The sequence below is a fragment of the Aeromonas sp. sif0611 genome, from assembly GCF_019218845.1.
Lineage (GTDB): Bacteria > Pseudomonadota > Gammaproteobacteria > Enterobacterales > Aeromonadaceae > Aeromonas > Aeromonas media.
The window spans coordinates 81924-107301 of the sequence record NZ_JAHUWU010000004.1 but is presented as its reverse complement, the minus strand read 5'-3'; the positions used below and the strand labels follow the sequence as shown (position 1 = coordinate 107301).

Annotated in this window: 22 protein-coding genes and 5 tRNA genes; 12 read left to right on the top strand and 15 right to left on the bottom strand. The window is 62.9% G+C overall.

Features of this window, described 5'->3' with window-relative positions; genetic code table 11:
• Positions 1–108 precede the first annotated feature (108 nt).
• Complete coding sequence (locus tag KW824_RS11675) at positions 109–1860, top strand: ABC transporter transmembrane domain-containing protein (protein WP_218409868.1); 1752 nt, start codon at positions 109–111, stop codon at positions 1858–1860.
• Between the two features lie 60 nt (positions 1861–1920).
• On the opposite strand, the gene KW824_RS11670 is transcribed toward KW824_RS11675, so the two are convergent.
• A complete protein-coding gene (locus KW824_RS11670) occupies positions 1921–3102 on the bottom strand; it encodes a hypothetical protein (RefSeq protein WP_218409867.1) in 1182 nt (393 codons plus the stop codon).
• Positions 3103–3528: 426 nt separating this feature from the next.
• Between KW824_RS11670 and KW824_RS11665 the strand changes: the two genes are divergently transcribed.
• Positions 3529–4002: a DUF4442 domain-containing protein gene (locus tag KW824_RS11665; RefSeq protein ID WP_005324917.1), complete on the top strand. Its 474-nt coding sequence runs from the start codon at positions 3529–3531 to the stop codon at positions 4000–4002.
• Between the two features lie 72 nt (positions 4003–4074).
• Here the strand turns inward: KW824_RS11665 and ybcJ are convergent, their stop codons facing one another.
• The 4 genes from ybcJ to KW824_RS11645 form a co-directional block, all read right to left on the bottom strand.
• Positions 4075–4308 carry a ribosome-associated protein YbcJ gene (gene ybcJ, locus KW824_RS11660; protein ID WP_005324920.1) on the bottom strand — a complete coding sequence of 78 codons (234 nt, stop codon included), beginning with the start codon at positions 4306–4308 and terminating at the stop codon, positions 4075–4077.
• Positions 4309–4498: 190 nt separating this feature from the next.
• Complete coding sequence (locus KW824_RS11655) at positions 4499–4903, bottom strand: MaoC family dehydratase (protein WP_218409866.1); 405 nt, start codon at positions 4901–4903, stop codon at positions 4499–4501.
• On the bottom strand, positions 4900–6684 hold the full coding sequence (locus tag KW824_RS11650; RefSeq protein WP_218409865.1) for a class I poly(R)-hydroxyalkanoic acid synthase: 1785 nt from the start codon (positions 6682–6684) through the stop codon (positions 4900–4902). Before KW824_RS11650 ends, KW824_RS11655 begins: the two co-directional genes overlap by 4 nt.
• 92 nt (positions 6685–6776) lie before the next feature.
• Positions 6777–7127 (bottom strand): phasin family protein, encoded by a 351-nt coding sequence (locus tag KW824_RS11645; RefSeq protein WP_218409864.1) that lies wholly within the window; start codon positions 7125–7127, stop codon positions 6777–6779.
• Positions 7128–7427: 300 nt separating this feature from the next.
• On the opposite strand from KW824_RS11645, the gene KW824_RS11640 reads away from it, so the two are divergent.
• The 3 genes from KW824_RS11640 to pdxY all read left to right on the top strand — a co-directional run bounded on the left by KW824_RS11640 (position 7428) and on the right by pdxY (position 10036).
• Entirely contained in the window at positions 7428–7991 is a 564-nt protein-coding gene (locus KW824_RS11640) for a VC2662 family protein (protein ID WP_218409863.1), read from the top strand.
• Between the two features lie 78 nt (positions 7992–8069).
• On the top strand, positions 8070–8825 hold the full coding sequence (locus tag KW824_RS11635; protein ID WP_218409862.1) for a DUF429 domain-containing protein: 756 nt from the start codon (positions 8070–8072) through the stop codon (positions 8823–8825).
• Between the two features lie 335 nt (positions 8826–9160).
• Positions 9161–10036 (top strand): pyridoxal kinase PdxY, encoded by an 876-nt coding sequence (gene pdxY, locus KW824_RS11630; RefSeq protein WP_218409861.1) that lies wholly within the window; start codon positions 9161–9163, stop codon positions 10034–10036.
• A gap of 38 nt (positions 10037–10074) precedes the next feature.
• Here pdxY and KW824_RS11625 read toward each other — a convergent pair whose 3' ends face one another.
• A complete protein-coding gene (locus KW824_RS11625; RefSeq protein WP_218409860.1) occupies positions 10075–10368 on the bottom strand; it encodes an antibiotic biosynthesis monooxygenase in 294 nt (97 codons plus the stop codon).
• 684 nt (positions 10369–11052) lie between these two features.
• Between KW824_RS11625 and nfo the strand changes: the two genes are divergently transcribed.
• Positions 11053–11898: a deoxyribonuclease IV gene (gene nfo, locus KW824_RS11620; RefSeq protein ID WP_218409859.1), complete on the top strand. Its 846-nt coding sequence runs from the start codon at positions 11053–11055 to the stop codon at positions 11896–11898.
• A gap of 74 nt (positions 11899–11972) precedes the next feature.
• Positions 11973–12962, top strand: coding sequence for a Gfo/Idh/MocA family protein (locus tag KW824_RS11615; protein ID WP_218409858.1), 990 nt, complete (start codon positions 11973–11975; stop codon positions 12960–12962).
• Positions 12963–13040: 78 nt separating this feature from the next.
• Here KW824_RS11615 and KW824_RS11610 read toward each other — a convergent pair whose 3' ends face one another.
• The gene (locus KW824_RS11610; protein WP_218409857.1) at positions 13041–13931 is read right to left on the bottom strand and encodes a LysR substrate-binding domain-containing protein; all 891 of its coding nucleotides are present in this window, start codon (positions 13929–13931) and stop codon (positions 13041–13043) included.
• A 103-nt stretch (positions 13932–14034) separates the two neighbouring features.
• Here KW824_RS11610 and KW824_RS11605 point away from each other — a divergent pair, with 103 nt between their 5' ends.
• From KW824_RS11605 to KW824_RS11590, 4 genes are all read left to right on the top strand, one after another.
• A complete protein-coding gene (locus KW824_RS11605; RefSeq protein ID WP_218409856.1) occupies positions 14035–15015 on the top strand; it encodes a TDT family transporter in 981 nt (326 codons plus the stop codon).
• A gap of 225 nt (positions 15016–15240) precedes the next feature.
• Complete coding sequence (gene lpxM, locus KW824_RS11600; protein WP_041205691.1) at positions 15241–16230, top strand: lauroyl-Kdo(2)-lipid IV(A) myristoyltransferase; 990 nt, start codon at positions 15241–15243, stop codon at positions 16228–16230.
• A gap of 152 nt (positions 16231–16382) precedes the next feature.
• Complete coding sequence (locus tag KW824_RS11595; RefSeq protein WP_218409999.1) at positions 16383–17378, top strand: lauroyl-Kdo(2)-lipid IV(A) myristoyltransferase; 996 nt, start codon at positions 16383–16385, stop codon at positions 17376–17378.
• Between the two features lie 184 nt (positions 17379–17562).
• Complete coding sequence (locus KW824_RS11590) at positions 17563–18423, top strand: PA4780 family RIO1-like protein kinase (protein WP_005324946.1); 861 nt, start codon at positions 17563–17565, stop codon at positions 18421–18423.
• Positions 18424–19025: 602 nt separating this feature from the next.
• Here KW824_RS11590 and KW824_RS11585 read toward each other — a convergent pair.
• Together KW824_RS11585 and KW824_RS11580 are read right to left on the bottom strand one after the other, a co-directional pair.
• The gene (locus KW824_RS11585) at positions 19026–19904 is read right to left on the bottom strand and encodes a pirin family protein (protein WP_218409855.1); all 879 of its coding nucleotides are present in this window, start codon (positions 19902–19904) and stop codon (positions 19026–19028) included.
• 42 nt (positions 19905–19946) lie between these two features.
• Positions 19947–20579 carry a hypothetical protein gene (locus tag KW824_RS11580; RefSeq protein ID WP_218409854.1) on the bottom strand — a complete coding sequence of 211 codons (633 nt, stop codon included), beginning with the start codon at positions 20577–20579 and terminating at the stop codon, positions 19947–19949.
• A 184-nt stretch (positions 20580–20763) separates the two neighbouring features.
• Here KW824_RS11580 and KW824_RS11575 point away from each other — a divergent pair, with 184 nt between their 5' ends.
• On the top strand, positions 20764–23193 hold the full coding sequence (locus tag KW824_RS11575; RefSeq protein ID WP_218409853.1) for a DNA polymerase II: 2430 nt from the start codon (positions 20764–20766) through the stop codon (positions 23191–23193).
• 104 nt (positions 23194–23297) lie between these two features.
• Here the strand turns inward: KW824_RS11575 and KW824_RS11570 are convergent.
• The 6 genes from KW824_RS11570 to KW824_RS11545 all read right to left on the bottom strand — a co-directional run bounded on the left by KW824_RS11570 (position 23298) and on the right by KW824_RS11545 (position 25320).
• Positions 23298–23374: transfer RNA gene (locus KW824_RS11570), tRNA-Val, on the bottom strand.
• Positions 23375–23410: 36 nt separating this feature from the next.
• Positions 23411–23487, bottom strand: a tRNA-Val gene (locus KW824_RS11565).
• A gap of 26 nt (positions 23488–23513) precedes the next feature.
• Positions 23514–23590: transfer RNA gene (locus tag KW824_RS11560), tRNA-Val, on the bottom strand.
• Between the two features lie 15 nt (positions 23591–23605).
• Positions 23606–23682, bottom strand: a tRNA-Val gene (locus KW824_RS11555).
• Positions 23683–23693: 11 nt separating this feature from the next.
• A tRNA-Val gene (locus tag KW824_RS11550) sits at positions 23694–23770 on the bottom strand.
• A gap of 170 nt (positions 23771–23940) precedes the next feature.
• Positions 23941–25320 (bottom strand): MATE family efflux transporter, encoded by a 1380-nt coding sequence (locus KW824_RS11545; RefSeq protein ID WP_218409852.1) that lies wholly within the window; start codon positions 25318–25320, stop codon positions 23941–23943.
• Between the last annotated feature and the right edge of the window lie 58 nt (positions 25321–25378).

The following is a 25378-nucleotide window of genomic DNA, read 5'->3' as shown; positions in this document are numbered from 1 at the left end:
TTCGATGATGAGACGAGTGGCTCCCCTCATCCCCAACCCTTCTCCCGCAAGGGGAGAAGGGTGCAAAGAGAGTCCATTCCCTGAGAGTGCTGTGCTGGAGGCAAGTCTGTGAACCCGACTATCAAACGGCTGCTCGCCTATTGCGCCCGTTACCCGCGCTGGCTGGTGCAGGCGGGCATCTGCCTGCTGCTGGCCACCGGCGCCGAAGTGGCCGGGCCCCTGCTCATCAAACTCTTCATCGACGACTATCTGGCGCCGCGCCAGCTGGTGTGGCCCGACATCGCCGCTCTTGCCGCCGGTTATCTCGGCCTTCAGGTGCTCTCGGCGGCGGGTTTTTACCTGCAATCCCTGCGCTTCAACCGCATCGCCCAGGCGGTGGTGCAGACCCTTCGCGAGCAGGTGTTTGCCACCGCCATCCGGCTGCCGGCCCGCTATTTCGACAAGCATCGTTCGGGCTCCCTCATCTCCCGCATCACCAATGACACCGAGGCGATCATGAACCTCTATGTGCAGGTGATAGGGCTGCTGGTGCAAAAAGTGGTGCTGCTGTGCGGCATCCTCATCTCCATGGCGCTGCTGGATCTGCGCCTGATGCTGGTGTGTGCCACCCTGCTGCCGGCGGTGGGTGCCGTGATGTGGCTCTATCAGAAACTGAGCGTGCCCGTGGTGCGGGCGACCCGCAGCCTGCTCTCCGACATCAACAGCCGGCTCAACGAGTCCCTGCAAGGGATGCCGGTCATTCAGGCCATGGTGCAGGAGCGCCACTTCGCCAATGCCTTTGCCGAGGTGAACCAGCAGCACTGGCAGGCCAGGATCAAGAGCCTCAAGATCAACGGCATATTGCTGCGCCCCCTCATCGATCTCTTCTACATGATGGTGCTCATCGGCCTGCTGGCGCTGTTTGCCCACGAGGGGTTGAGCACGGGCAGCGCCATCCAGGTGGGGGTGCTCTACGCCTTCATCAGCTATCTGGGGAGAATGATCGAGCCCCTCATCGAGATGACCAACCAGCTCAACCAGTTGCAGCAGGCCATGGTGGCGGGGGAGCGAGTCTTTGCCCTGCTGGACGAATCCCGGGAGAGCACGCAAGGGGAGAGCCCTGCGTTGCAGGGGCGGGTCAGCTTCGAGGGGGTGAGCTTCTCCTACGATGGCCAGCAGCCGGTGCTGCAGGAGGTGAGCTTTGCCACCCGTCCCGGCCAGATGCTGGCGCTGGTGGGTCACACCGGCAGCGGCAAGTCCACCATCATCAGCCTGCTGATGGGCTTCTATCCGCTGGATCAGGGCTGCATCCGCTTCGATGATCACCCCATGAGCGCGCTGTCGCTCTCGGCGGTGCGCCGCAGCATAGGCCTGGTGCAGCAGGATCCCTTCATCTTCGTCGGGACCCTGGCGGAAAATCTGCGCCTCGGCCGTGACGGCATCCTTGATGCGACGCTCTGGCGAGCGCTGGAGGAGGTGCAGCTGGCTGCGTTCGTGCGCCATCTGCCACAGGGGCTGGAGACCCTGATGGAGGAGGGGGGCAAGAACCTCTCCGCCGGTCAGCGTCAGTTGCTTTCGTTTGCCCGCGCCCTGGTGGGGGATCCGCGCATCCTCATCCTGGACGAGGCGACCGCGAGCGTGGACTCCCAGACCGAGCTCGCGCTCTCCCAGGCGCTCTCGGCGGCGCGCCGTGGCCGCACCACCATCGCCATCGCCCACCGGCTCTCCACCATCGTCGATGCGGACGAGATCCTGCTGCTCTCCCGCGGCCAGGTCAGCGAGCGTGGCACCCACGGCGAGCTGATGGCGCTCGGGGGCCACTACGCCCAGCTGTTCGAGATGCAGAGCCAGGGGGCCTGGCTCGAAGAGAAGCGAGCCTGAGGTTCCTCATAAAAAACAGCCGGCAGATGCCGGCTGTGTTGTTTCCAGGATTGGGGAGGATCAGACCGTGGCCTTGCTGCGTGCGATCAGCTTGGGCTCCAGGGGCGGGAAGTCGTCGTTGAAGAAGGTGTCGGCTTCCTCGATCTGGGCCTTGCGCTGCTTCTGGATGAAGCTGTCGAAGTCGCGCTTGATCTCCGGATCCTTCAAGGCCTCGTAGTCGAACACGTTGGCGGCATAGAGGTAGTTGAAGTGGATGTCGACGAATTCGGCGCTGGCACAGGCGGAGGTGAACTTGCTGTTCTGGCGGTCGAAGTTGACGCGGTACTGCTTGATCTTGGGCACATAGACCAGCTCGTTGCCCACCTTGAACACTTCCACCGTGACTCCCACGGTGATGGTCTTGTAGAAGTCCTTGTTGTTCTCCATCCCGAAGCGGATGGCATCCCCCTGCTTCTGCAGGAACTTGTTGAAGCTGGCCAGCGCCGTGGTGCCCTGGCTCACCACCACATCCATGATGAAGTTGATGAAATCGGTGGCGATGCTGAGCCCCTTGATGTGGCGGCTGTAGCTCTGCTGATCGATCTTGCTCGGCCCCATCAGAGGGATCTTGGAGAGGGCCCTGGCCCAGAGATCCGCGTCCGTCTTGTACTGCTCGCCATAGGCTTCGGCGTAGCGGTTGATGTAGGCGGTAACCACAGAGGTGATGGCGATGAGGTAAGCCTTCTGCTCCGCCAGCTTGGCCATGACGGCGGGATCGTCCAGCAGCTCGTTGGCCACGATGAACTCCACCAGGCCGTCCTTGTCTGCATAGGGATCATTGACCACCGCCCGGACGGTGTCGGGCAGATTGACGTCGTTGAAGAAGGCCTCTGCCTCGGCGAACTGATCATGGTTGCTCAGGCGGTTGGCCGGTGCCTCGCGCACCAGCTGGCAGAGCACTATCTCGGCCTCGTAGTCCGACTCGCGCCACAGGGGAGCCTGGGCCTGGTTGCCGAAGGTTTTCTTGTAGGCGAGGTTGAAGTCGAACAGCACAGAGTTGCAGCCGCAATCCATGGCGAAGTCGACGGTGTAGCTGAGCGGCCCGGTGGGCAGCGGCTTGCTCATCTTGCCCTTGGCGCTGAGGTTGGCATAGCACTTGAGGTACTCCCGGCCAAACAGCTCAAAGGCACGGTTGTTGTTGAAGTTGAGCTGGAAAGTACCGGCGCTCTCGCCCCCGTTGAACAACTGTTGCACGTGACTCATCTCTCTATCCTTATGGTGAGATTGGTAAACGGGTTGACCCGGTGCCGAGTGGCTACTTCCGGGCCAGCAACAGCCTAGCGAGGGGGGAGACATTTCGTTACTGCGATTATTCTCAGTGGCGCTGGCGAGAGGGTGAACTAGCGCCTGGGCAATCCCATTTATCGTTAGCTTTCATCCGGCTAGGGGTGTAATGAAAGTGCCATATGGATTCTTAATGAAAAAATGTCTGGCACGAAGAGAGAATGGCACCCCTTAGGCCAGGATGTCAGGGTCAGTCTCTCCCCATCGAATGCAGCGGCGCCCATCATTTGAATGACAAAGAGGTCCGGGAGCCGATCGTCCTCACAGCGATGGCAACGGAGGCTTGTCTATTGGGGAGTGGGCTGGCAACATTTCGTTCACACCAACTCATCGGATCAGTTTGCAATGGACCTGCAACGCTTCAAAGCCAATCTCGCCCTGCGCCTGTTTGCCTGGCGCTATATTCCGGTCATCGGTTTTTGCGCCCCCGTCATCGAAGAGATGAACGCCAAGGCGCTGCGCATCCGCATTCCGCTGGGCTGGCGCACCCGCAACCACCTGGGCAGCATGTATTTCGGGGCGCTCGCCACCGGCGCCGATCTGGTGGGGGGCTTGCTGGTGATGGAGAAGGGGCGGGCAAGGCGCAAGAAGGTGCATTTTGCCTTCAAGGATGTGCAGGGGGAGTTTCTGAAGCGCCCCGAGGGGGATGTGCAGTTTGATTGCGCGGCCGGGGAGGCCATCGACGCCATGATAGACGAGTCCCTGGCGACGGGGCTGCGCATCAACCGCCCCATCCAGGTGGTGGCCACCTGCCCGTCGCTCAACGGGGATGAGGCGATGGCGCGCTTCGTGCTGACCCTGTCGATCAAGGCCAGCTAGGCAGCCCCTGCTGGGCGTCAGGGTTCGGCCGATGGCCGGGCTCTGGGGCCATTGAGGATCAGGCCGCGAGACTTAAAGGATCTCGGGGCTGATACCTTCCTTTACCACAACTTTCATGCCGTTGAAGTTGACCACCTGCTCGGCCACTATCTTGCAGCGTTTGCGGGTCTCGACCTGACCGTCTACTTCCACCAGACCCTCTGCGACCAGCGCCTTGGCGGCACCGCCACAATCGGCCCAACCCTGATGCTTGATCAGGTCACACAAGGCAACGAAGGGGTGACCTTCGAGCAGAAACGTCTCCATGGGAAATCCTCTAGCTGGATGAATGCCTACACGGCAGGGCGGTCATTTTAGGCAGTTAGGCGGGGCAGGGAAAGGGCCAGGGCCCAATTGCCTCGAAAAAGGGGATGAATGGAGCGGGGGAAATCAAAGAGCGCGGCAAACAATCAGCCCGGCAGAGGCCGGGCTGATTGTGTCTGTGTGCCGTCGGTGCTCAAGGCCGCTTGACCACCGCTTCCCCCGTCACGGCGAGGGCGCCGCTTTCGGTGAAGATGCGGGTGGCCAGGGTGGCGATGGGCTTGTCGTCTCGCAGGGCAATCACCTCCACCTCAGCCGTCACCTCGTCCCCGACAAAGACCGGCAGCTTGAAGCTGAGGCTCTGGCCCAGATAGATGCTCCCCTTGCCCGGCAACTGCTGGCCCAGCAGCCCGGAGAAGAGGCTGGCGAGCAACATGCCGTGGACGATGGGGCGCTCGAACGCCGTGGTGGCGGCGAAGGCCGGATCCAGGTGCAGGGGGTTGAAATCCTCCGAGAGCGCGGCGAAGGCGGCCACCTCCGTCGCCCCGAACCGCTTGGTCAAACGAGCCTTCTGGCCTATTTCAAGGGATTGTGGGCTCATGCGGCGTCCTCCTCGGTAGCGCTGGCAAACACAGGGTTGAGCCGCACCTTGACATAGTGGCCGGGGGCGGGGGCCAACCCTTCGTCTGGTACCCGCGCGGGGACGGGCTCCGCCCCCTCGTCACGGCTCTGGATAAAGCCCATCATCTCGGGCCACCAGGAGCCGCCCTGGTGCGTCGCTCCAGCAAGCCAGCTCTCCGGACTCTCGGCCCCGGCCTCGCTCTGCCAGAAACCGTACTTGTTGGCGGCCGGCGGGTTGATGATGCCGGCGATGTGGCCCGATTCCGCCAGGAGGAAGCGCTGCTCCCCGCCGAACAGCTTCATGCCCTGCCAGGTGCCCTGCCAGAGGGCGATGTGATCGTCCACCGCCGACACCAGCAGCACAGGGGTCTTCACCTTGGCGAGATCGATGCGGGTGTTGCGGATCTTGAGCTCCCCCTTCACCAACTGGTTCTCCAGATAGAGACGGCGCAGCAGGCTGTTGTGGGTCTTGCCCGCCACATTGGTGCTGTCGCTGTTCCAGTGCAGCAGATCGAAGGCCACCGGGCTCTGCCCCTTGAGGTAGCTGTCGATGTAGTAGTTCCAGTAGAGGCTGTTCTCCCGCAGCAGGCTGAAGGAGACAGCCAGCTGGCGCCCGTCCATGATGCCCTTGGCCTCATTTTGCGCCTCGAGCGCCGCTATGATGGGCTCGTGGATGAAGATGCCAAGCTCCCCGGGCTGGGAGAAGTCCAGCAGGGTGGTGAACAGGGTGGCGGTGCGCACCCGCTGCTTCTGGCGCCGCGCCGCCAGCCAGCCCATGGCGAGTGACAGGGCAGTGCCGCCGATGCAGTAGCCGATGCCGTGCACCTCCCGCTCGCCGGTGGCCGCCTCCACGGCGTCCAGGGCGGCGATGACCCCGTCCACCACGTAGTCGTCGAGATCGACTTGCGCCTGTGCCACCCCCGGGTTGCGCCAGGAGATCATGAACACCGTCTGGCCCTGGGCGACCAGCCAGGCGACCAGGGAGTTCTGGGGCCGCATGTCCATGATGTAGTACTTGTTGATGAAGGGGGGCACGATCAGTACCGGGGTCTTGCCCACCGTCTCGGTGGTCGGGCTGTACTGAATGAGCTCATAGAGCTCGGTGCGCTGCACCACCCGGCCCGGGGTGGTCGCCAGATCCCGGCCGAGCTCGAAGGCGGACTCGTCGGTCAGGCGGATGTTGAGCTGATCGGCGCTGCGCTCCAGATCCTCGGCCAGCAGAGCCAGTCCGCGTACCAGATTCTGGCCGTCGGACTCCAGGGTCAGCTTGAGCAGCTCAGGGTTGGTCGCCAGGAAGTTGCTGGGGGCCATGGCGTTGACGTACTGACGGGTGAAGAAACGCAGCCGCTCCCGGCTCTTCTGGGGGACACCGTCCAGGGCATCCACCGAGGCCAGCAGGTGCCTGGCGGTGAGCAAGTAAGACTGCTTGAGGTAGTCATAGAGGGGTTGTTCGCTCCAGGCCTCGGCCTTGAAGCGGCGATCGCTGCGCTCCGGGGTGATCACCGGCTCGCTCTGCTGGCCTGCGCTCTTGAGCAGGGTGTGCTGCATCAGCTTGAGCTGATCCTGCCACCAGTTCATCTGAGACTGGATCAGTTGCCAGGGTTGCTGGCTGCCTTGCTCCAGCACCTGCCCCAGATCGTCCAGATTGGTCTGCAGCAAGGCCTGGGCTGTGCGCTCTGTCTGGGCCTTGGCCATGGCCAGCAGCTTGTCATTGTAGTGGGCCAGGGCCTCGAACAGCGGGCCATAAGATGGTTGGCTCATGTGCTCTCCTTCACCCACACCCGAGGCGGGAACTAGCCCGTCCTGTCGAGTCGTGGGGAGATGTGGCTGCCCGAGCGGGCAGCCAGGGGTTATCAGGCCTTGCCCGTGCTCTTCTTGATGCCGTCCGCGGTCAGGGTATCCAGCTCTTCCTTGAACTGCTGGCCGAGGGCGCTCAGCTTCTGGATATCGTCCAGCATCTGGCGGGAGAGCTGGCTGGCGGTCTCTAGTTGCACTGTGCCGAGCGCTGCCAGGCTCTGGGCATCCTGCACCTTGCTCACGGCCTGCAACTGATTGAGGCCCAGTTCGGCGTAGGCGTTGGCAGAGGCGAGCTGCAACCGGGTCAGCTGTTCAATATTGCTGGCCAGCAACTGGTTGTAGCGGGTGAGGGGGGAGGCAAAGCCTTGCATCTGCTCGGTAAAGCTCTTGAGTATGTCCATATTCATCATGCGTCTCCATTTCGGCTGAACTGTATTGTTATGAGCCAACTGGCCCAGAGTGGGTACAACTCGTCATCCATGTTTACGTGTTGTTTGCTCTGTTCAAACACACGTTTGAGCATTCTGCAATCAAATGCGGTTTGGTGTAAATGACATAAATGTTAATTTCTGTTTGAATTTTTTTGTCAGCGTTCCTCGCCGGGAGTGGGGTCAGACGAGAGGTGACGCACGGGGCCTGGTGCACGCTCGTCCCGCTGGCGCCGCGCTGGTAGTCTGGCATGTCACTCAGACTGCCAAGGAATCCCGATGAAACCTCTCGCCCTGCTGCTCGGTTGCTCCGCGCTGGCCCTCGCCGGCACTGCCCAGGCCAGCACCCCGGTCCAGATCTCCCTGCCCGGCATCAACCTACCAGCCTCCCACCAGGTGGAAGGCGCGCGCGCCTCCTTCCTGTATGGCCGCACCGGCCAGGTGAAGGGCATTGACCTGCCGGTGTTCGCACTCTCCGACGTGGATCAGTTCACCGGTCTGCAGCTCGGCATCTTCTTCGGCGCTGGTCGGGTGCGCCATCAGTTCGGCGGGGTCGCCATCAATGCCGTCAACTGGCATGAGGGGCAGGACACCGGGGTCAACCTGGGCTTCGTCAACCTGACCAACAATGTGCAGGGGCTGAACTGGGGGGCGGTCAACATCGCCCAAGGCAATGCCTTGGCCAACGTCGGCTTTGTCAATTATGCCGAGCGCACCACCTTCCAGCTTGGTTTCATCAATGCCACAAAACACCTTGATGGTCTGCAGATAGGCCTCGCCAACTACGCCGAGAACGGCATCTTCCCCATCTTGCCCCTCATCAATTTCAAGAAATCCTTCTAGGAGGGGAGCCTGACCTTGCTTTAGGAGGCGCAGCCATTACCCTGTGCTCCATCAATAGTGCGCAAAGGTGACAGGGGCATGACAACGGAACACATGGATGCGATCGGCATCGGTTGGGATGTAAGGGGCTGGCAGGGCAATGCCCAGGCGGTGGCTGTGGTGGGCTGGCAGAGCCGCACGCAGCAGTTGCACTGGCTCGGGGTCTCCCCTCTGTTTCGATTGAGCTCCAGGGTGGCGCCGGATCTGGATGCCTTGCTGCGTCCGGCGCTGCAAGACGAGATGGCGCTGATGCAGGCGCTGGCCTGCCCGCGACTGGCACTCGGCATCGACGCCCCGCTGGCATTTCCCCGTGCCCTCGGCGAGCTGCTGGCGGGGAGGGGAGTCGAGTGCGCCGTGCCCCAGGGGGAGATAGACAACCCCTATGCCTATCGGGACTGCGAGCGCTGGCTGCATCAGCAATACGGCAAGAAGCCGCTATCGGCCACCTTCGACAGACTCGGCAACAACGCCACCCTGGCGCTCTCCATGCTGCCGCGCCTTGGGGGTCTGCAGCTTGTGCCCAGGTTACAGCCCCGGGCCGAGCGCGCCGTGCTGGAGGTCTATCCGGCCCTCGCCAAGGTGGCAGGCAAGGCTTCACCTGCCAGGGAGGAGATAGTGGCCTCCTTGCCACCGGATGTGGTGGCCGGGACGGATCGCTACGACGCCGCCCTCTGCGCGCTGATGGCGCTGCAATATGCCGCCGGGGGAGCCGTCACCTCCCTGCCGGATCTTGTCTCTGCGCCCCCCGACTTCCCCCTGGACGAAGGCTGGGTCTATCACTTCGCCAGGCCCTAAGCCTTAAGTACAAAGCCCGAGGCCATCGGCCTCGGGCTCAGTGCCATCCACGTCTAGTCGCTCTTACTCGATGCTGTCTCCCGCCATCCGCCTGCCTGTATTAAAAATGCCCTCATATGCCATCAAACAAGAGTATGAAGAACCCATGTCACACCGACGAGACCGAGGTGGTCCTGGTTCGCCAGGTTGAGCAAGGATGGGGGTGTTGGCGTAACACTCCATGGAATGGTCTTTTTGCCGCATAAATGGCGAGGGTTGCCGGGAATCGCTGGCAGAGCCCGCTCTGCATCCGATATATTGCCCGCTTTCCTCATGCTTCTTCAGTGGTGGTGTCGATGAAACGCATTCTCTCTATCCAGTCCCACGTGGTATTTGGCTGTGCCGGCAACAGCGCCGCCGTCTTCCCCATGCGCCGTCTCGGCATGGAGGTCTGGCCCGTCAACACGGTGCAGTTTTCCAATCATACCCAGTACGCGTCGGGCTGGCAGGGAATGGCAATGCCTGCCGGCCATATCAGCGCCCTCTGTCAGGGGCTGATGGATATAGAAGTGCTGGGGCGGTGCGATGCGGTGCTGAGCGGCTATCTGGGCTCGGCGGAGCAGGGGGACGAGATCCTGACCGTGGTGGCTGCGGTCAAGGCGGCCAATCCGGCGGCCATCTATTTTTGCGATCCCGTCATGGGCCACCCGGAGAAGGGGTGTATCGTCGCCCCCGGCGTGACCCGTTTCCTCACCGAGCAAGCGCTGCCGGTGGCCGACATCATGGCCCCCAACCTGCTGGAGCTGGAGACTCTGTGTGATACCCACCTGGCGGATCTGGTCCAGACGCGCGCCGCGGCGCATCAGCTGCTGGCCCGAGGAGTGAAGATGGTGCTGGTCAAGCATCTGGGGCGTGCCGCCAGTGAACCCGGGCGTTTCGAGATGCTGCTGGCTACCCCGCAGGGGGATTACCTGATCGCGCGGCCGCTGTACGAATTTGCCCGCCAACCGGTGGGGGTGGGGGATCTCATCAGTGCCCTGATGCTGGCCAACCTGCAGGCGGGCTTTGATGCCGTAACGGCGTTTGAGCGCACCAATGCGGCTGTGGATACTGTGCTGCGGCACACCTGGCAGGCGGAGGCCTACGAGTTGCAGCTGATCGCGGCCCAGTCCGCCTTCGCCGAGCCGCAGATCGCACACAGGGCCGAGCGGCTGGCCGACGGGGTGGTGTGATGCCGCAACCGTGATCGGCCAAGCTCATCCTTGGCTGATCACGGTTGTACGGCCTGAAAATGCTCCACTGTGGGGAAGGGATCGTAGAAGTGGTGGAGCAGCGCCTTCCACTGCTGGTATTGAGGGGAGCCGCGAAATCCCTGGGTATGATCCTCGAGCCGTTGCCAGTTCACCAGCAGCAGGTAGCGGTGGGGATCGGTCAGTGAACGTTGCAACTGGTGACCGGCGTAACCGGGCTGGGTGCTGATGATGCGCTGGGCCTGCTCGAATGCCTGCTCGAAAGCGGCAGCCTGGCCCGGGATGATCTGCAGCGGGGCGACTTCCAATATCATGATGGATCCTTGCCGTTTCTCGATGAAGGGGCTATTTCAGCAGCGAATGCACCAATAAACAAGGCCAGCCTCGGGTCTGTCACTTGTACGCAAGCTCCCGAACATCACTCAGTTTTTTGAGCTCTTGTTCCCGCCCGTGGACGCCATCTTTTGTTATCGGCCCAGGGCAATTTCACATGGCCACTCACCAACCCCATCCAATGAGCACAGGCACAATCTGCCCAGGTTGAACGCCATGACCCGCTGCCTTGCCCTGTTCCCGCCGAGATGGAAGGTGTCTACTGGTTCACGGCTGTGCATGCACAACAACATGCGCTGTTACTGGTGCTGGCAGAGAGGTTCATGCTCTCCTTTGGTCGTCGGAGCGTGCGCATACCAGCCAGTTATTGCTGTTGGCGGCCACAGACCAGCCGGTGGTCGGGTTGATGGCACAGAAAACATGGGCCAGTGATATTCGTCAGCAAAGCCAGCGGTACCTGCATGCCACAAGGCCTAACCAGGAGAAGGAGAGCGACAAGTGGGAGGGGAGATCAAGAGAGGTGGCCGAGATGACCAGGGTCATCTCGACAATCCCGGTTTGGCGCAAGGGGCGGGCTTGGGCATAATGACGCCCCATCACCATGTACCTTGTCCCGCGCCTACAACGTTCGGGGAGGGGACATGGCAACGCGCAGAGGAGACAAGATGAAATTTATCGGCGCCCACGTCAGTGCGGCCGGCGGGGTGGAAAACACCATAGCCCGTGCCCAGGCTATCGGGGCCAACGCCTTCGCCCTGTTCACCAAGAATCAGCGGCAGTGGCAGGCGGCGCCTCTGTCGCAGGCCAGCATCCGCTCCTTCAAGCAGGCTTGCGACAAGGGGGGCTTTCGCCCCGAGCAGATCCTGCCCCACGACAGCTACCTCATCAACCTGGGCCACCCCGATCCCGATGCCCTGGCTAAGTCACGGGATGCATTTTTGGACGAGATAAAACGCTGCGAGCAGCTCGGGCTCTGCTATCTGAACTTTCACCCCGGCAGCCACCTCAAGCAGATCCCCGAGGCGGCGAGCCTGAAACTGGTGAGCGAGTCCATCAACTGGGCGCTGGAACGCAGCGAAGGGGTTACCGCAGTGATCGAGAACACCGCCGGCCAGGGCACCAACCTCGGCTGGTCGTTCGAGCACCTGGCCACCCTGATTGAGGGGGTGGAGGACAAGAGCCGGGTCGGCGTCTGCTTTGACACCTGCCACGCCTTCGCCGCCGGCTACGATCTGCGCACCCCGGAGTCCTGCGTCGCCGTGTTCGCCGACTTTGACCGCATCGTGGGCTTTGAGTACCTCAAGGGGATGCATATCAACGGGGCCAAGTGTACCTTCGGTAGTCGGGTCGATCGCCACCACAGCCTGCGGGAGGGGAATCTCGGGGAGGCGGTATTCCACCACATCATGAACGACCACCGTTTCGATGGTATTCCGCTTATCCTCGAGACCATAGACGAGACGATCTGGAGTGACGAGATAAGCTGGCTGCGCAGCCTGGCCAGGGCCTGAGCCGCAGGGACAGCCCGAACAGATGGTGCTGTCCCGTCCGATGGCCGGGGCCATTACCCACACGAGGAGACAAGATGCAATCACAGGGAACCGCGCCACTGCTGCGCTGGGGGATCGCCGGGGCGGGTGCCATCGCCAGGCGTTTTTGCCGCGACGTCAATCAGTACGCCAAGGGCGGGCGTGTGGTGGCGATCGCCGCCCGGGATCAGGGGCGGGCCGACGAGTTCGCCCGTGAGCAGGGGCTGGAGTTTGCCTATGGCAGCTATCAGGCCCTGGCCGAGAGCCCCGAGGTGGAGGCCGTCTATGTGGCGGTGATCCACCCACAGCACGCTGCTCTGATCAGGCAGATGCTGCTGGCGGGCAAGCACGTGCTGGTGGAGAAACCGGCGGTGACCCGGTTGAGGGATTGGGACGCCCTGGTGGCACTCGCCCATGAGCGCGGCCTGTTGCTGCTGGAAGCCATGAAGGTGATGTGTTTCCCCGCCATGCGTGCCCTGCTGCAGCGGCTGCCTCTGCTGCCCGCGCCCCGCAACCTGCGCGCGGCGTTTGGCTCGGCCCCACCCCGGGTCGGCAAACTGTTCGATCCTGCCCTGGACGGCGGCGCCGCCTGGGATGTGGGGGTCTACCCGCTGTGGCTCTATGCCGCCCTCTGCGAGCGACTGGGGCTCGCGACCAAGGCCCCCGAGGTGGCGCTGGAACGGGCACCGGGGGAGGTGGACCTCGCGGCCCGCTTCAACTTCGGCGGCCCCTTCTCGGCCGAGCTAGGCGCCTCCATCGCCGAAGATCTCGACAGAGAAGCCTGGCTCTCGGGGGAGGAGTGGACCCTGGTCATCGAGGGCAAGTGGTGGAACCCCCAGCACATTCGCTGGCAGGGCGGTACGCCGCCGGCCGCCTGGCCGGAGGACATCTACCTGCCGGTGCAGGGAGGCGGCATGCAACACGAGGCGGATCATTTCACCGACTGTATCCGCCACCGGCTGCTGGACTCTCCCTGGCTGCCCCATGCCTTGACGCGGCGGGTGCTTGGCTGGGTCGAGACGGGGCTGCATGGTGCGGGCCGATAGCGCCACTCTTTTTCCCGCACTCCAGAGGACGCCACGGCGTCCTCTGGGTTTTTGGTGCTGTTCCTGAGCCGGGGCGGCTCAGGGGGCAGGCAGGGTCTGGGCGCGGCAGAAGGCCAGGAAGCGGCGCAGGGCCGCGGAGTGGAACTTCTGCTTGTGCCAGACGAGGGAGAGCTGGCGGGGGAAGCTCTGGCTCGGGGTGAGCGCCACCAGGCGGCCGCTATGCAGGCGATCGGAGACCGCGAGGCGGGAGATAAAGGAGATGCCGAGCCCCTTCTCCACCGCCAGCATCACTGCCTCGAGGGTGTTGAGCTCGAGCCCCGCCTGCCAGCGGGGCAGCCTGGGCTGGATCTGCTGCTCGAACTGCTCGCGGCTACCGGATTGCGGCTCGCGCAGCACCCAGGTCTCATCGGCGAGCAGGCGAAGGGGCAGATCCCGCTGCCCCGCCAGGGGGTGCTGGGGCGGGGCTATGATAAGCATCTCGTCTTCAAGCCAGAACTCGCTCACCAGCTCCGGGTGATGGTTCTCCCCCTCGATGAGAGCCAGATCCAGCTCGAAGTGGGCGAGGGAGTGGCACAGCAAGTGGGTGTTGGCGATGGTCACTCTGGGGGCGGCGCCCAGCGCCTGGGCACTCCCCGCCAGCAGGGCAGGCAACAGGTAGTTGCCTATGGTCTGGCTGGCCCCCAGACGCAGCTGGCCGCTCGGCTCGGCATCCGGACTGAACAACTGCTCTATCTCCTGCATCCGGGTCAGCAGCTCCTCGGCGGCCGGTTGCAGCAGGCGCCCCTCGCTATTGAGCTGGAGTCTCGGATGCACCCGATCGAACAGCGGGGTGGCGAGCTGGCGCTCCAGCTCCTGCAACGACTGGGAGACGGCCCCCTTGCTGAGGCAGAGCTCGCTGGCCGCGCCCCCCAGGTTGCCGTGGCGGGCTATGGTGGCGAACACCTTGAGTTGTTGCAGGGTCAGTTTCATGTTGTTTGATTTTCCTAAACGCTTGGTTCAATTCATTTAGATATCGTAAACGATAGACCCTCTTTATCCTATGCACATCGTCATCCACAAGAGGGTACCAGTCATGATCGCACGCACCCGTCGCTCCCTTGCCGCCGCCCCGACCCCCATGGCCGGGCTGGCACTCGGGATCGCCAGCCTCGGTTGGTGTTGGGAAAATGCCGGTCAGTTCGATGGCCGCTTGCAACTGCTGGGGGCCGCTATCGCCGCCGTGCTGCTCCTCGTTCTCACCTTCAAGTTCCTGCTGCACCCGCGTCTGCTGTGGCAGGATCTCGCTCACCCCGTGGTGGGCAGCGTGGTGCCCACCTATGCCATGGGAACCATGGTGGTCTCCAAGGCGGTCGGGCTGCTGGCCCCGACCCTGGGTCAGGGGCTCTGGCTGTTTGCGGTGATCCTTCACCTGGTGTTCCTCGCCACCTTCGTCTGGCACAGGGCCAAGGCGTTTGAAATTCACCACATGGTACCGAGCTGGTTCGTGCCGCCGGTGGGGATCATCGTGGCCGACGTCGCCTACCCGGGTGGCCCCTTCGCTGCCCTGGCCAATGGCCTGCTCTGGTTCGGCATGGCCTGCTACGGCCTGATGCTGCCGCTGATGCTCTATCGCCTCATCTTCAGCCACGAGGTGCCGGATGCTGCCAAGCCCACCATCGCCATCCTGGCGGCTCCTGCCAGCCTGTCGCTCGCCGGCTACCTGACTGTGAGCCAGGATCCCTCCCTGCTGCTGGTGGCCGTGCTGCTGGGGATAGCCGTGCTGATGACAGGCATCATCTACCTAGCCTTCATCAAGCTGCTGCGCCTGCCGTTCTCGCCGGGTTATGCCGCCTTCACCTTCCCCCTGGTGATCGGCGCCACCGCCCTGTTCAAGGTGGGTCAGTTGCTGTCGCAGTGGCCAGAGGCGGTCGACTATGTTGCGCAGATCAATCAGCTGGCCTATCTGGAACTGGGTGCGGCGACCCTGATCGTCGGCTATGTGGTGCTGCGTTACCTGATGTTTTTCCTGCCGCTGGGCCAGGTCGGCATGCTGGATCAGCCCGTGCGTCGCTAAGGTGCAGCCGGTCTCATCAACGAGCAGACCCCGCCTGGCGGGGTCTGCTGCATAAGGGCCTGGCTCAAGGAGTGAGCGGCAGTCACCGACAGGGTGACAGGAGCCTGCAGTCAATTCGTGAAAAGGCTCAAATAGTCGCTCATTCAGGTGATATTAAGGTGGTTTTCACTGGTATTACCTGTCAGGATGGCCGCAATTGCCCACTTTCACCGTTTGATAGTACCCATGCCCTCCCAAGATCCCGTGTTTGATTCTGCCTTCCAGACCCGTTTGCTGCACCCGCGTTACTGGCTGAGCTGGCTCGCCCTCGGTGTGCTCGGCGTGCTCGCCTATGTGCCGCCCCGTTTGCGTGACAAGCTGGCTGACGCCTTGGCGCCCCTGGTGCTCAAGATCTCGAAGAAGCAGGTCTACATCGCCAGAACCAACCTCGCCATCTGCTTCAAGGAGCAGAGCGAGGCAGAGCGGGACGCCATTCTGATGACCTCGATCCGGGTTGGCCTCAAGAGCCTGCTGGGGTTCGGCGAGTTCACGGTGCGCAGCCCCGAGTACCTGATGAAGCGCATCCAGGTGAGCGGATGGGAACACATTGATGCCGAGCAAGCCGCCGGCCGTCCGGTGATCCTGGTGGTGCCCCACAGCTGGCCCATCGATGCGGCGGGCTACTACTTCTCTCAGCGGGGCCTGCCCATGTGCACCATGATGAAGAGCGCCCGCAACCCTGTGTTCGACTGGCACATCAACCGCGAGCGGGCCAAGAATGGCTGCCGCGTCTATGAACGCAGCGCCGGCATCAAGCCGGTGATCAAGGCGGTCAAGTCCGGTCTGAGCTTCTTCTATCTGCCGGATCAGGATCATGGTCGCGAGGCGAGCCTGTTCGTGCCCTTCTTCAAGCATCCCAAGGCGACCCTGCCGGCCCTACCACGGCTGGTCAAACTGACCGGTGCCCGCGCGGTGCCGGTGCTGGCCTGCTATGACGAGGCAGCGCACTGCTACCGGCTGGAGATCGAGGCCCCCTTCGCCGACTACCCGAGCGATGACCTGATGGCCGATACCTGCCGCATGAACGATTGCGTGGAGCGGCAGCTGACTCGCCACCCGGGACAGTACATGTGGTTCCTCAAGATCTTCGATACCCGCGAGGATCAGGAGGGGGAAGACGGCCTCTATGAAGAGGGCATACGTCGCATCCGCAAGGGACTCAGCCCTCATTCCTGAACCGCAGCTTGATGCGCATTCATAAGTGGCCCCATGTGGGCCACTTTTTATTTCTAACTAGTCTGATCAGTGACTTGGCGACCCGCCTTGGGGGATCTCGGGTAGAAAAAAATGTCAGGATCACTAAAATGACGGTCTGTTTTGATGATTCGATGGCGACCATGTCCGCACAAGATCCGGTGTTTGACACCTCCTTTCATCTGCGTCTGCTGCACCCCCGTCTGTGGGGTAGCTGGCTGGCGCTTGCCCTGCTCTCCCTGCTGGCCTGGATCCCGGCCAGCTACAGAGACAAGCTGGCCGATGCCCTGGCCCCCCTGTTGCTGCGCTTCTCCAGGAAGCAGGCCTACATCGCCGAGACCAACCTCAAGATCTGTTTCCCCGCGCTGGATGCGGCCGGGCGCGAGCGGTTGCTGCTCAAGTCCATCCGGGTCGGCCTCAAGACCTTCATGGGCTTTGGCGAGCTCACCTGGCGCAGCCCCGCCTTCCTCAAACGGCGGATCAAGGTGCGTGGCTGGGAGCATATCGAAGCCGAGCTGGCCGCCGGGCGCCCCATGATCTTCGTGGTGCCCCACACCTGGGCGGTGGACATGATAGGCCGCTACCTGACCGATGAGGGAGTGCCCCTGTGCACCATGATGAAGAGCCCCAAGGACGCGGTGTTCGACTGGTATATCAACCGCGAGCGCAGCAAAGGCGGGCGTGTCTACGAGCGCAGCGTCGGTATCAAGCCGGCCATCAAGGCCCTGCGCAGCGGCGACAGCTTCTTCTATCTGCCGGATCAGGATCATGGCCGGGAGGCGAGCATCTTCGTGCCCTTCTTCGGCCACCCCAAGGCGACCCTGCCGGCCCTGCCCAAGCTGGTGAAGCTGACCGGCGCCCGGGCCGTGCCCATCCTGGCCTGCTATGACGAGGATGAGGGCTGCTACCGGCTCGAGGTGGAGCCGCCGTTCGACCCTTATCCCACCCTGGATCTGGAGGCGGACGTCAACGCCATGAATCGCACAGTGGAGCAGCAGCTCGGCCGCTTCCCCGAGCAATACATGTGGTTTCTCAAGATTTTCGAGACCCGGGCGGATAACGAAGGGGAGGATGGTCTCTACGAAGAGGGGATCCGGCGCATCCGCCAGGGGCTGCCCCCCGAGCATTGAACCACAGGGCTCCCTTGCGGGTCGTGTTGACAACCAGGGAGAGGCGGTTGGCGCGGGGCACACCAGGCCACCCCCGGCAAGTGGCCGGTGGGGGACCAAAGCGGGGCCCTGTCTGGCCTCCCGTCATGTGCAAACAGGCGCAAACAAGGTGCAAACAAGGTGCAAATAAGGTAAAAGGGCGGTCATGAAAATTCCAAATCGAATCCAACCTCTGGTTGATGACGGCCTGGTCGACGATGTCATCAGCCGGCTGATGAGCGGCAAAGAAGCCGACGTCTATGTGGTGCGCTGCGGCGACGAGATCCGCTGCGCCAAAGTCTATAAAGAGGCCTCCAAACGCAGCTTCAAACAGGCCGTGGTCTATCAGGAAGGGCGCAAGGTGCGGGGCAGCCGCGATGCTCGCGCCATGGAGAAGGGCTCCAAGTACGGTCGCAAGCAGCACGAAGAGGTGTGGCAGAACACCGAGGTGGATGCCCTGTTCAAGCTGGCTGCCGCCGGCGTGCGGGTGCCCACCCCCTATGTCTGCCTGGACGGCGTGCTCTTGATGGAGCTCATCACTGACGCCGACGGCAACGTCGCGCCCCGCCTCAACGACGTGGCGCTCTCGCCCGAGCAGGCGCTCATCGATCACGGCAAGGTGATCCGCTACGTGGTGCGTATGCTCTGCGCCGGCCTCATCCACGGGGATCTCTCCGAGTTTAACGTGCTGGTGGACGAGCAGGGCCCGGTCATCATCGACCTGCCCCAGGTGGTGAATGCCGCCGCCAACAACCAGGCCAGGGCCATGCTGGAGCGGGACGTCAACAACATGCGCAACTACTACGGCATCTATGCCCCCGAGCTGCTCAAGACCCGTTATGCCAGGGAGATGTGGGCCCTGTTCGAAGATGGCAAGCTCGGCCCTGAAACCGAGCTGACCGGCCTGTTCGAGGAGAGTGCCGAGGCCATCGATGTGGATGGGGTGCTGCACGAGATCGAGAGTGCACAGGAAGAGGCCATGGCCCGTCGTGCCAGGCTGAAGGCCGAGCAGGAAGAGGAGTTCTGATGCGCACTTGAGGCGCGCCTCCTGTCTACTTTCCCTGTGTCAGGGCACCGACCTCTATCAGGCTGGTTGTGCAAAGGGGTTGCAATGACGAGAGGGGCTATGTGCCCCTCTTTGTTTAAGTGGTGGATCAGCCGGGAACATGGTTGCCACTTCACAAGCCGGCTCCGCAAGTCTGCCTGCTGGTTCGGCGTGCAACCACAAACACCAGTGTACACACGGCGATCGGCACCAGAAAATCCAGCACACTCCCCAGTTCCCAGACGCTGGGATCGAATCCTCCCCACCAAGGCATGTTAATCCTTCGCCCCTGCCCGAACAGCGCTATCCATCTATATTCTGCCTGTGTCTGCTCTCGTGCGACAAACCATATGCACCCCATGAGGCCGCCATATCCCCAGTGCCCAAAGCGGTATCCGAAGAGTATCTGGACGGAGACAGCTGCGCTGGCGTGATAGAAGGGTGATAAATCCATAAACAATCCTTGCTGCTCACCAAGAACGCCCGCTACCGGCCGTGTTGAAACGATCGATTCCACGTCTGGCAGGTCTGCAGGCAGCTCTCGATTCGATATGTGCCGTTACGGTAAGTCTGTCTTGTCGGGCTCAGAGCCCGGCAAGGGGCGGAGCGACTAGGCGCGGCCCAACGTAACCCACCACCTCGCCGAAGCGGGGGTGACCGCTCTCCCAATCCGCGGCGGCGGTGCGAATGGCCTCGGGGCTGAAGCTCACGAAGTTCCACCAGATCTGCAGCGGCTTAGTCAGGGGCTCGCCGCCGATGAGCAGCAGGCGGGTGTCTGGGCCGAGTGTCACCCTCAGCGCCCGGGTGCCCGGTGGCAGATAGAGGAGCTGCTCTGGGGCGAGCGCTTCCCCTGCTATGGTCGCCTCTCCCTGCAAGGGGAAGAGCCCGTGCTCGAAGGCGGGATCCAGGGAGAGGGTGATTTCTCCCCCCTGTGGGGCGTGCAGATCCAGCCCCAGGATGGGGGAGAAGTGCAGGGTGGGGGCGCGCTGGCCGCTGTGCTCGCCGATGAGCAGGGTGAGATCGATTCCCTCTTGCTGCCAGCGGGGGAGTCTCGGGTAGTGATCGAAGCGGGGCGGGGTGTGCTGATCCGCCTCGGGCAGAGCTATCCAGAGCTGGGCGGCGTGCAAGTCGGGGTGGCCGGCCAGGGACTCCTCGGTGTGGGCTATGCCCCGTCCGGCGGTCATCAGATTCACCTGGCCCGGGCGGATCACTTGCTCGCTGCCCAGGCTGTCCCGGTGGAGGATCTCCCCCGCCAGCATCCAGGTGAAGGTCTGCAGGGCGATATGGGGATGGGGCCCCACGTCCAGCCCGGGGGCGTCGGGGGCGAAGCGGGTCGGCCCTATGTGGTCGAGAAAGCACCAGGGCCCTATGGTGCGTCGCTCCTTGACCGGGAGGGCGCGGGCCACCGGGATGCCGCCCACATCGGTGAGGCGGGAGGAAATACGTTGCCACTGTTGCGTCATGTCGTGCTCCTTGCAATGGGTTGATGGCGTAAGGTTTTCGCCCTAACGGCGGCGGATCGCCGGGAAGCTTCTCATGGGGGCGAAGCCGGGTCTTATCGCCGGTCTGACGGTGGGGGTGCGCACCGGCGTGGTCATGGTGCGAGGGAGGTGGGGTCTGGCATCCACCTTGGGCTGAGTGGAGGGGGTCAGCAAACCGTAGTCGGCCTTGGGCAGCACCCCGGGGGCTAGCAGGCCATTCTCGGTCCTGGGGAGAGTGCCGCCTCTGTCGTCCAGTGGTGAGCGGGGGGAGTTGTCCGGGTTGCTGATGCTGGGTCTGTTCTGCCGGTTGTCACGCAGCGCCTGTTGCTGCGCCGGCGTCATGGCATTCCAGCGGGTCGCCAGATCCCCTCGCAGGGCGGCTACGTCTGGCTGGCCAGGGTTCTCCTGCCAATCCTGATACTTCTCCCTGATCTCTTGCTGGCGCTCCGGATCGAGCCCGCTCCACCACTTCTTGATCAGCTCGTCGAACTCCCCCTGGTTGTCGCAGCACCAAGGGTAGTAGTCGTCCCAATAGTAGTAGTAATCCTGATACCACCAAGGGGAGGGGACAGGCCCCCGGACGCCCTGGCCGGTGTCCGAGCTGCTGCAGGCGCCAAGGCCCAGGGCCAGCAGGGGAATAAGGAGGGCGATGCGCATGATGCTCCAAGTGCCATGAAAGGACGCAATGGACGGATGATAGCCTGACTATGCACCAATCCGGCCGCAGATGGCAGACCCAATCCCCATAAGGCGCCAGGCCGCCCCATGACGCGGGGGAATTGCGGCCGGGCACTGTATGAACGTACAATAGTCCCATCCCAAGGCCGACCCCCTATTCTTCATGACTGCGACCCAGCCCCCCGTTCCCGCCACCCCGCCGCTCGACGGTTTTATCCTGACCCGCCACGGTCGGGACGTGCGTGGCCGCAACGGGCAGGCTGCCACGACCGAAATCGTGATGTGGCTCTGGAGTGCCCAGGGGCCGGTGCGACTGGTGGTACCGGGGCAGGAGCCGGTCTTCTTCCTGCCACAGAGCCATATGGCCGAAGCCGCTGAGTTGTTCAAGGGCGCCGGAGTGAGCGGGCGGTTTCGCCGCCTGCCCATGCACACCTTCGATGGCCGCCCTGTGGTGGGCTGCTATTTTGCCACCCTGAGCGCCTTTCACCGTGCCATCGAGCTGCTGCTCATTCGCGGGCTGGAGCACTTCGAGGCGGATATCCGGCTGCCGGAGCGCTTCCTGATGGAGCGCTTCATCACCGCTGGCGTGCGCTTCGATGGCCGGGCGGTGAAGAAGGGGGGCAGGCAGGGCTACTGGGAGGTCAACGAGGCGCGCTGCGCGCCCCAGGCGGTGACGCCGACCCTCTCCTGGGTGTCGCTGGACGTGGAGTGTGCCATGGACGGGGCGCTTTTCTCGGTCGGTCTTTACAGCGAGCAGGATGCGCGGGTCATCATGATAGGCAACCCGGAGGCGGATGCCGACAGCTGGGGCACTCAGGTCGAGTGGGTGGCGGATGAAAGCGCCCTGCTCGGCGCGCTGGAGAGCTGGTTCACTCTGCACGATCCGGATCTGGTGATCGGCTGGAACGTGGTGAACTTCGACTTTCGCCTGCTGCTGCGCCGCGCCGAACTGGGCAAGCGGCGGTTGCGGCTGGGGCGAGGGCGCGAGCTCTGCTTCTGGCGCTCGTCGCGGGGGGATCCCCAGACCGGCAACGTCATCATCCCTGGGCGCATGGTGCTCGATGGCATAGATACTCTCAAAAGCGCCACCTGGCAGTTTGCCAGCTACAGCCTGGATGCGGTGGCCAGCGAGTTGCTCGGTCGCGGCAAGGATATCGAGGACGTGGCGAACCGGGGGGAGAAGATCACCGAGCTGTTCCACTCCGACAAGGAGGCGCTGGCCCGCTACAACCTGGAAGACTGCAAGCTGGTGTGGGAGATCTTCGACTACTGCCACCTCATCCCCTTTGCCATAGAGCGCGCCTCCCTCACTGGTCTCGAGCTCGACCGGGTGGGGGGATCTGTGGCCGCCTTTACCAACCTCTACCTGCCGCGGCTGCATCGCGGCGGCTACGTGGCCCCCAATCTGCCCGCCGACGGGGGGCTGGCGAGCCCCGGCGGCTATGTGATGGATTCCAAACCCGGCCTCTATCGCCACGTGCTGGTGCTCGACTTCAAGAGCCTGTACCCCAGCATCATCCGCACCTTCTGCATCGATCCCATGGGATTGGTGGAGGGGTTGCAGCACCCCGAACAGGCTATTCCCGGATTTCGCGGTGCCCTCTTCTCCCGCGAGCGGCACTTTCTACCGGATCTCATCGCTACCCTCTGGGCGGCGCGGGATAGGGCCAAGGCGGCCAGCAACAAGGCGCTCTCTCAGGCCATCAAGATCATCATGAACTCCTTCTACGGCGTGCTGGGATCGGGGGGCTGCCGCTTCTATGATCCCAGGCTGGCATCATCGATCACTTTGCGTGGTCACAGCATCATGCAGCAGACCCGGGAGTGGATAGAGGCCAAGGGGTTCGAGGTGATCTATGGTGACACCGACTCCACCTTCGTTCACCTGAACAGGGAGACCAACCCGCAGCAGGCCGAACAGATTGGCCGTGAGCTGGCCACCATGATCAACGACAACTGGACGGCGCTGATCAGGCGCGAGTTCGATCTGCCCTGTTATCTCGAGATCGAATACGAGACCCACTACCGCCGCTTCCTGATGCCGACCATCCGCGGGCTGGAGAAGGGGAGCAAGAAGCGCTATGCCGGCCTGGTCGGCGGCGAGGGGCAGGAGGGGAGTGAGCAGCTGGTGTTCAAGGGGCTCGAATCGGTGCGCACCGACTGGACTATGCTGGCCAAGCAGTTTCAGACCCGCCTCTATGAGCTGGTGTTTCACGATGAAGATCCCTGCGGCTATGTGCGCACCATGGTGGATGAGACCCGTGCTGGCCTGCACGACGATCTGCTCATCTACCGCAAGCGGCTGCGCCAAAAACTCGAGGAGTATCAGAAGAACGTGCCCCCCCACGTGCGGGCGGCGCGCCTGGCGGACGAAGAGAACCTGCGTCGCGGCTTGCCCCAGCGCTATCAGCACAGGGGCACCATCGCCTATCTGATGACCCTCAACGGCCCAGAGCCGCTGGAGTACAGGCGCAGCGCCATCGACTACGAGCACTACATCGATAAGCAGCTGAGGCCCATCGCCGACGCCATCCTCCCCTTCATCGGCGAGTCGTTCGACCGGATCTGCGGCCAGCAGCTGGATCTCTTCTAGCGAGCCAGTCCCCGCAGCCGGGGCTGATCCGGGTCAGAATGACCGGGAGGGCAGGGCAACGTCAGAATGCAAAAAGCCCGCTCAAGGAGCGGGCTTTTCAAATTTGGTGCGTCCTAGTGGATTCGAACCACCGACCCCCACCATGTCAAGGTGATGCTCTAACCAGCTGAGCTAAGGACGCAGGGTGCGCGATGCGGCTTTTTCATTTGCAGGGGAGTGGTGGGTTTAATTGGATTCGAACCAACGACCCCTACCATGTCAAGGTAGTGCTCTAACCAACTGAGCTATAAACCCACATCTGCAATTTATTCAAACTGTTATGGTGCGTCCTAGTGGATTCGAACCACCGACCCCCACCATGTCAAGGTGATGCTCTAACCAGCTGAGCTAAGGACGCATAACAGTGTCGTGATGGTGCGTCCTAGTGGATTCGAACCACCGACCCCCACCATGTCAAGGTGGTGCTCTAACCAGCTGAGCTAAGGACGCATCGCGAAAAGTGGTGGGTTTAATTGGATTCGAACCAACGACCCCTACCATGTCAAGGTAGTGCTCTAACCAACTGAGCTATAAACCCGCTTTTCATCATGCAAGCGAACACGACGTCGCTTGCGTGGTCGGCATACTACCCATGCCCCTAAAGGCTGTCAACAAGGGACATGCACAAAGGAGACTGTTTGCCCAGTTCTTGCGCAGCCTGTTGATTTTGCAGGCGAGCAGCTCGATTGAGCGGCGTCGTGGCGCCCTTTATTGGGCCCGGGAAAGCGCGGTGCAGGCCTCCGGGCTCGCGAAACGGCCATAGATGAACCTCAGCCGCGCCCCCAGCATCAGGGCGGCGCCGGTGAGGCCGACGATGAAGCCGACCCAGAAACCCTGCGGCCCCATGCGCGGCACCATCCAGTCGGTCAGCCCCAGGATCATGCCGGTGGGCAGCCCCATGCCCCAGTAGGCGATGATGGTGATGTAGAAGATCGCCTGGGTGTCCTTGTAGCCGCGCAGGGCGGCGGCGGCCACCACCTGCACCGAATCGGAGATCTGGTAGATGGCGGCGAAGAACAGCAGGGTGGCGGCCAGCGTGATCACCTGGAGATCATCGGTATAGATGCCTGCGATGGGCTCGCGCAGCAACACCGTCAGGGCGGCGGTACCGGCGGCCACCGCCATGCCCAGCATCAGACCGGTGCGGGCGGCGACCCGGGCCTGCTCCGGCTGGCCTTCCCCTATGCTGTGGCCGACTCTGATGGTCACGCCGACGCCAATGGAGAGCGGCAGCATGAACACCAGGCTGGAGAAGTTCAGCGCTATCTGGTGGCTTGCCACCGTTTCGGCGCCGAAGGGGGCCAGCATCAGTGCCACCACGGTGAACAGGGTTACCTCGCAGAAGATGGCCATGGCGATGGGGAACCCTAAGCGAAACAGGCGCCAGATCCGGCTGCCGTTGGGGCGTGCCAGCTGGGCGAACAGGTTGATTTTCTTGAAGTGGGGGGAGAGCTTCACGTAGGCGATCATCGCCAGCAGCATGGCCCAGAGTACGATGGCGGTGGCCACGCCGCAGCCGACGCCGCCGAGTTTCGGCATGCCGAAGTGGCCGTGGATGAAGATGTAGTTGGCGGGGATGTTGACCGCCAGCCCGACAAACCCTATCACCATGGTGGGCATGGTATGGGAGAGCCCCTCGCTGAAGTTGCGCAGCACCTGGAACAGCACGAAGGCGGGCAGGCCCCACAGGATGGCGTGCAGGTAACCGGCGGTCTTCTCCGCCATCACGGGATCCACGTCCATGAACTGCAACGCCAGCGGGCTGAAGTAGAGTGCCAGCATGGCGATGGGGGTCACCATCAGCGCCAGCCAGAAGCCCTGGTGCACGGCCGGGCGGATCTCGTCCCGCTTGCGGGCCCCGTTGAGCTGGGAAACGATGGGGGTGAGCGCCATGATGATGCCCTGCACCAGCAAGATGATCGGCAGCCAGAAGCTGGAGGCCACCGACACGGCGGCGAGATCCACGGCGCTGACCTGACCCGCCATCACGGTATCGACGAAGTTCATGGCGATCTGGGCCACCTGGGCCACCAGTATGGGGCTGGCTAGGCGAACGAGCTGCTTCGCCTCGGTCCAATAACGTTGCACTGACACCTCCGAGTGGATCAGATAAAAGAGAAAAGAACGGGTAAATGAGAGGGGCTTT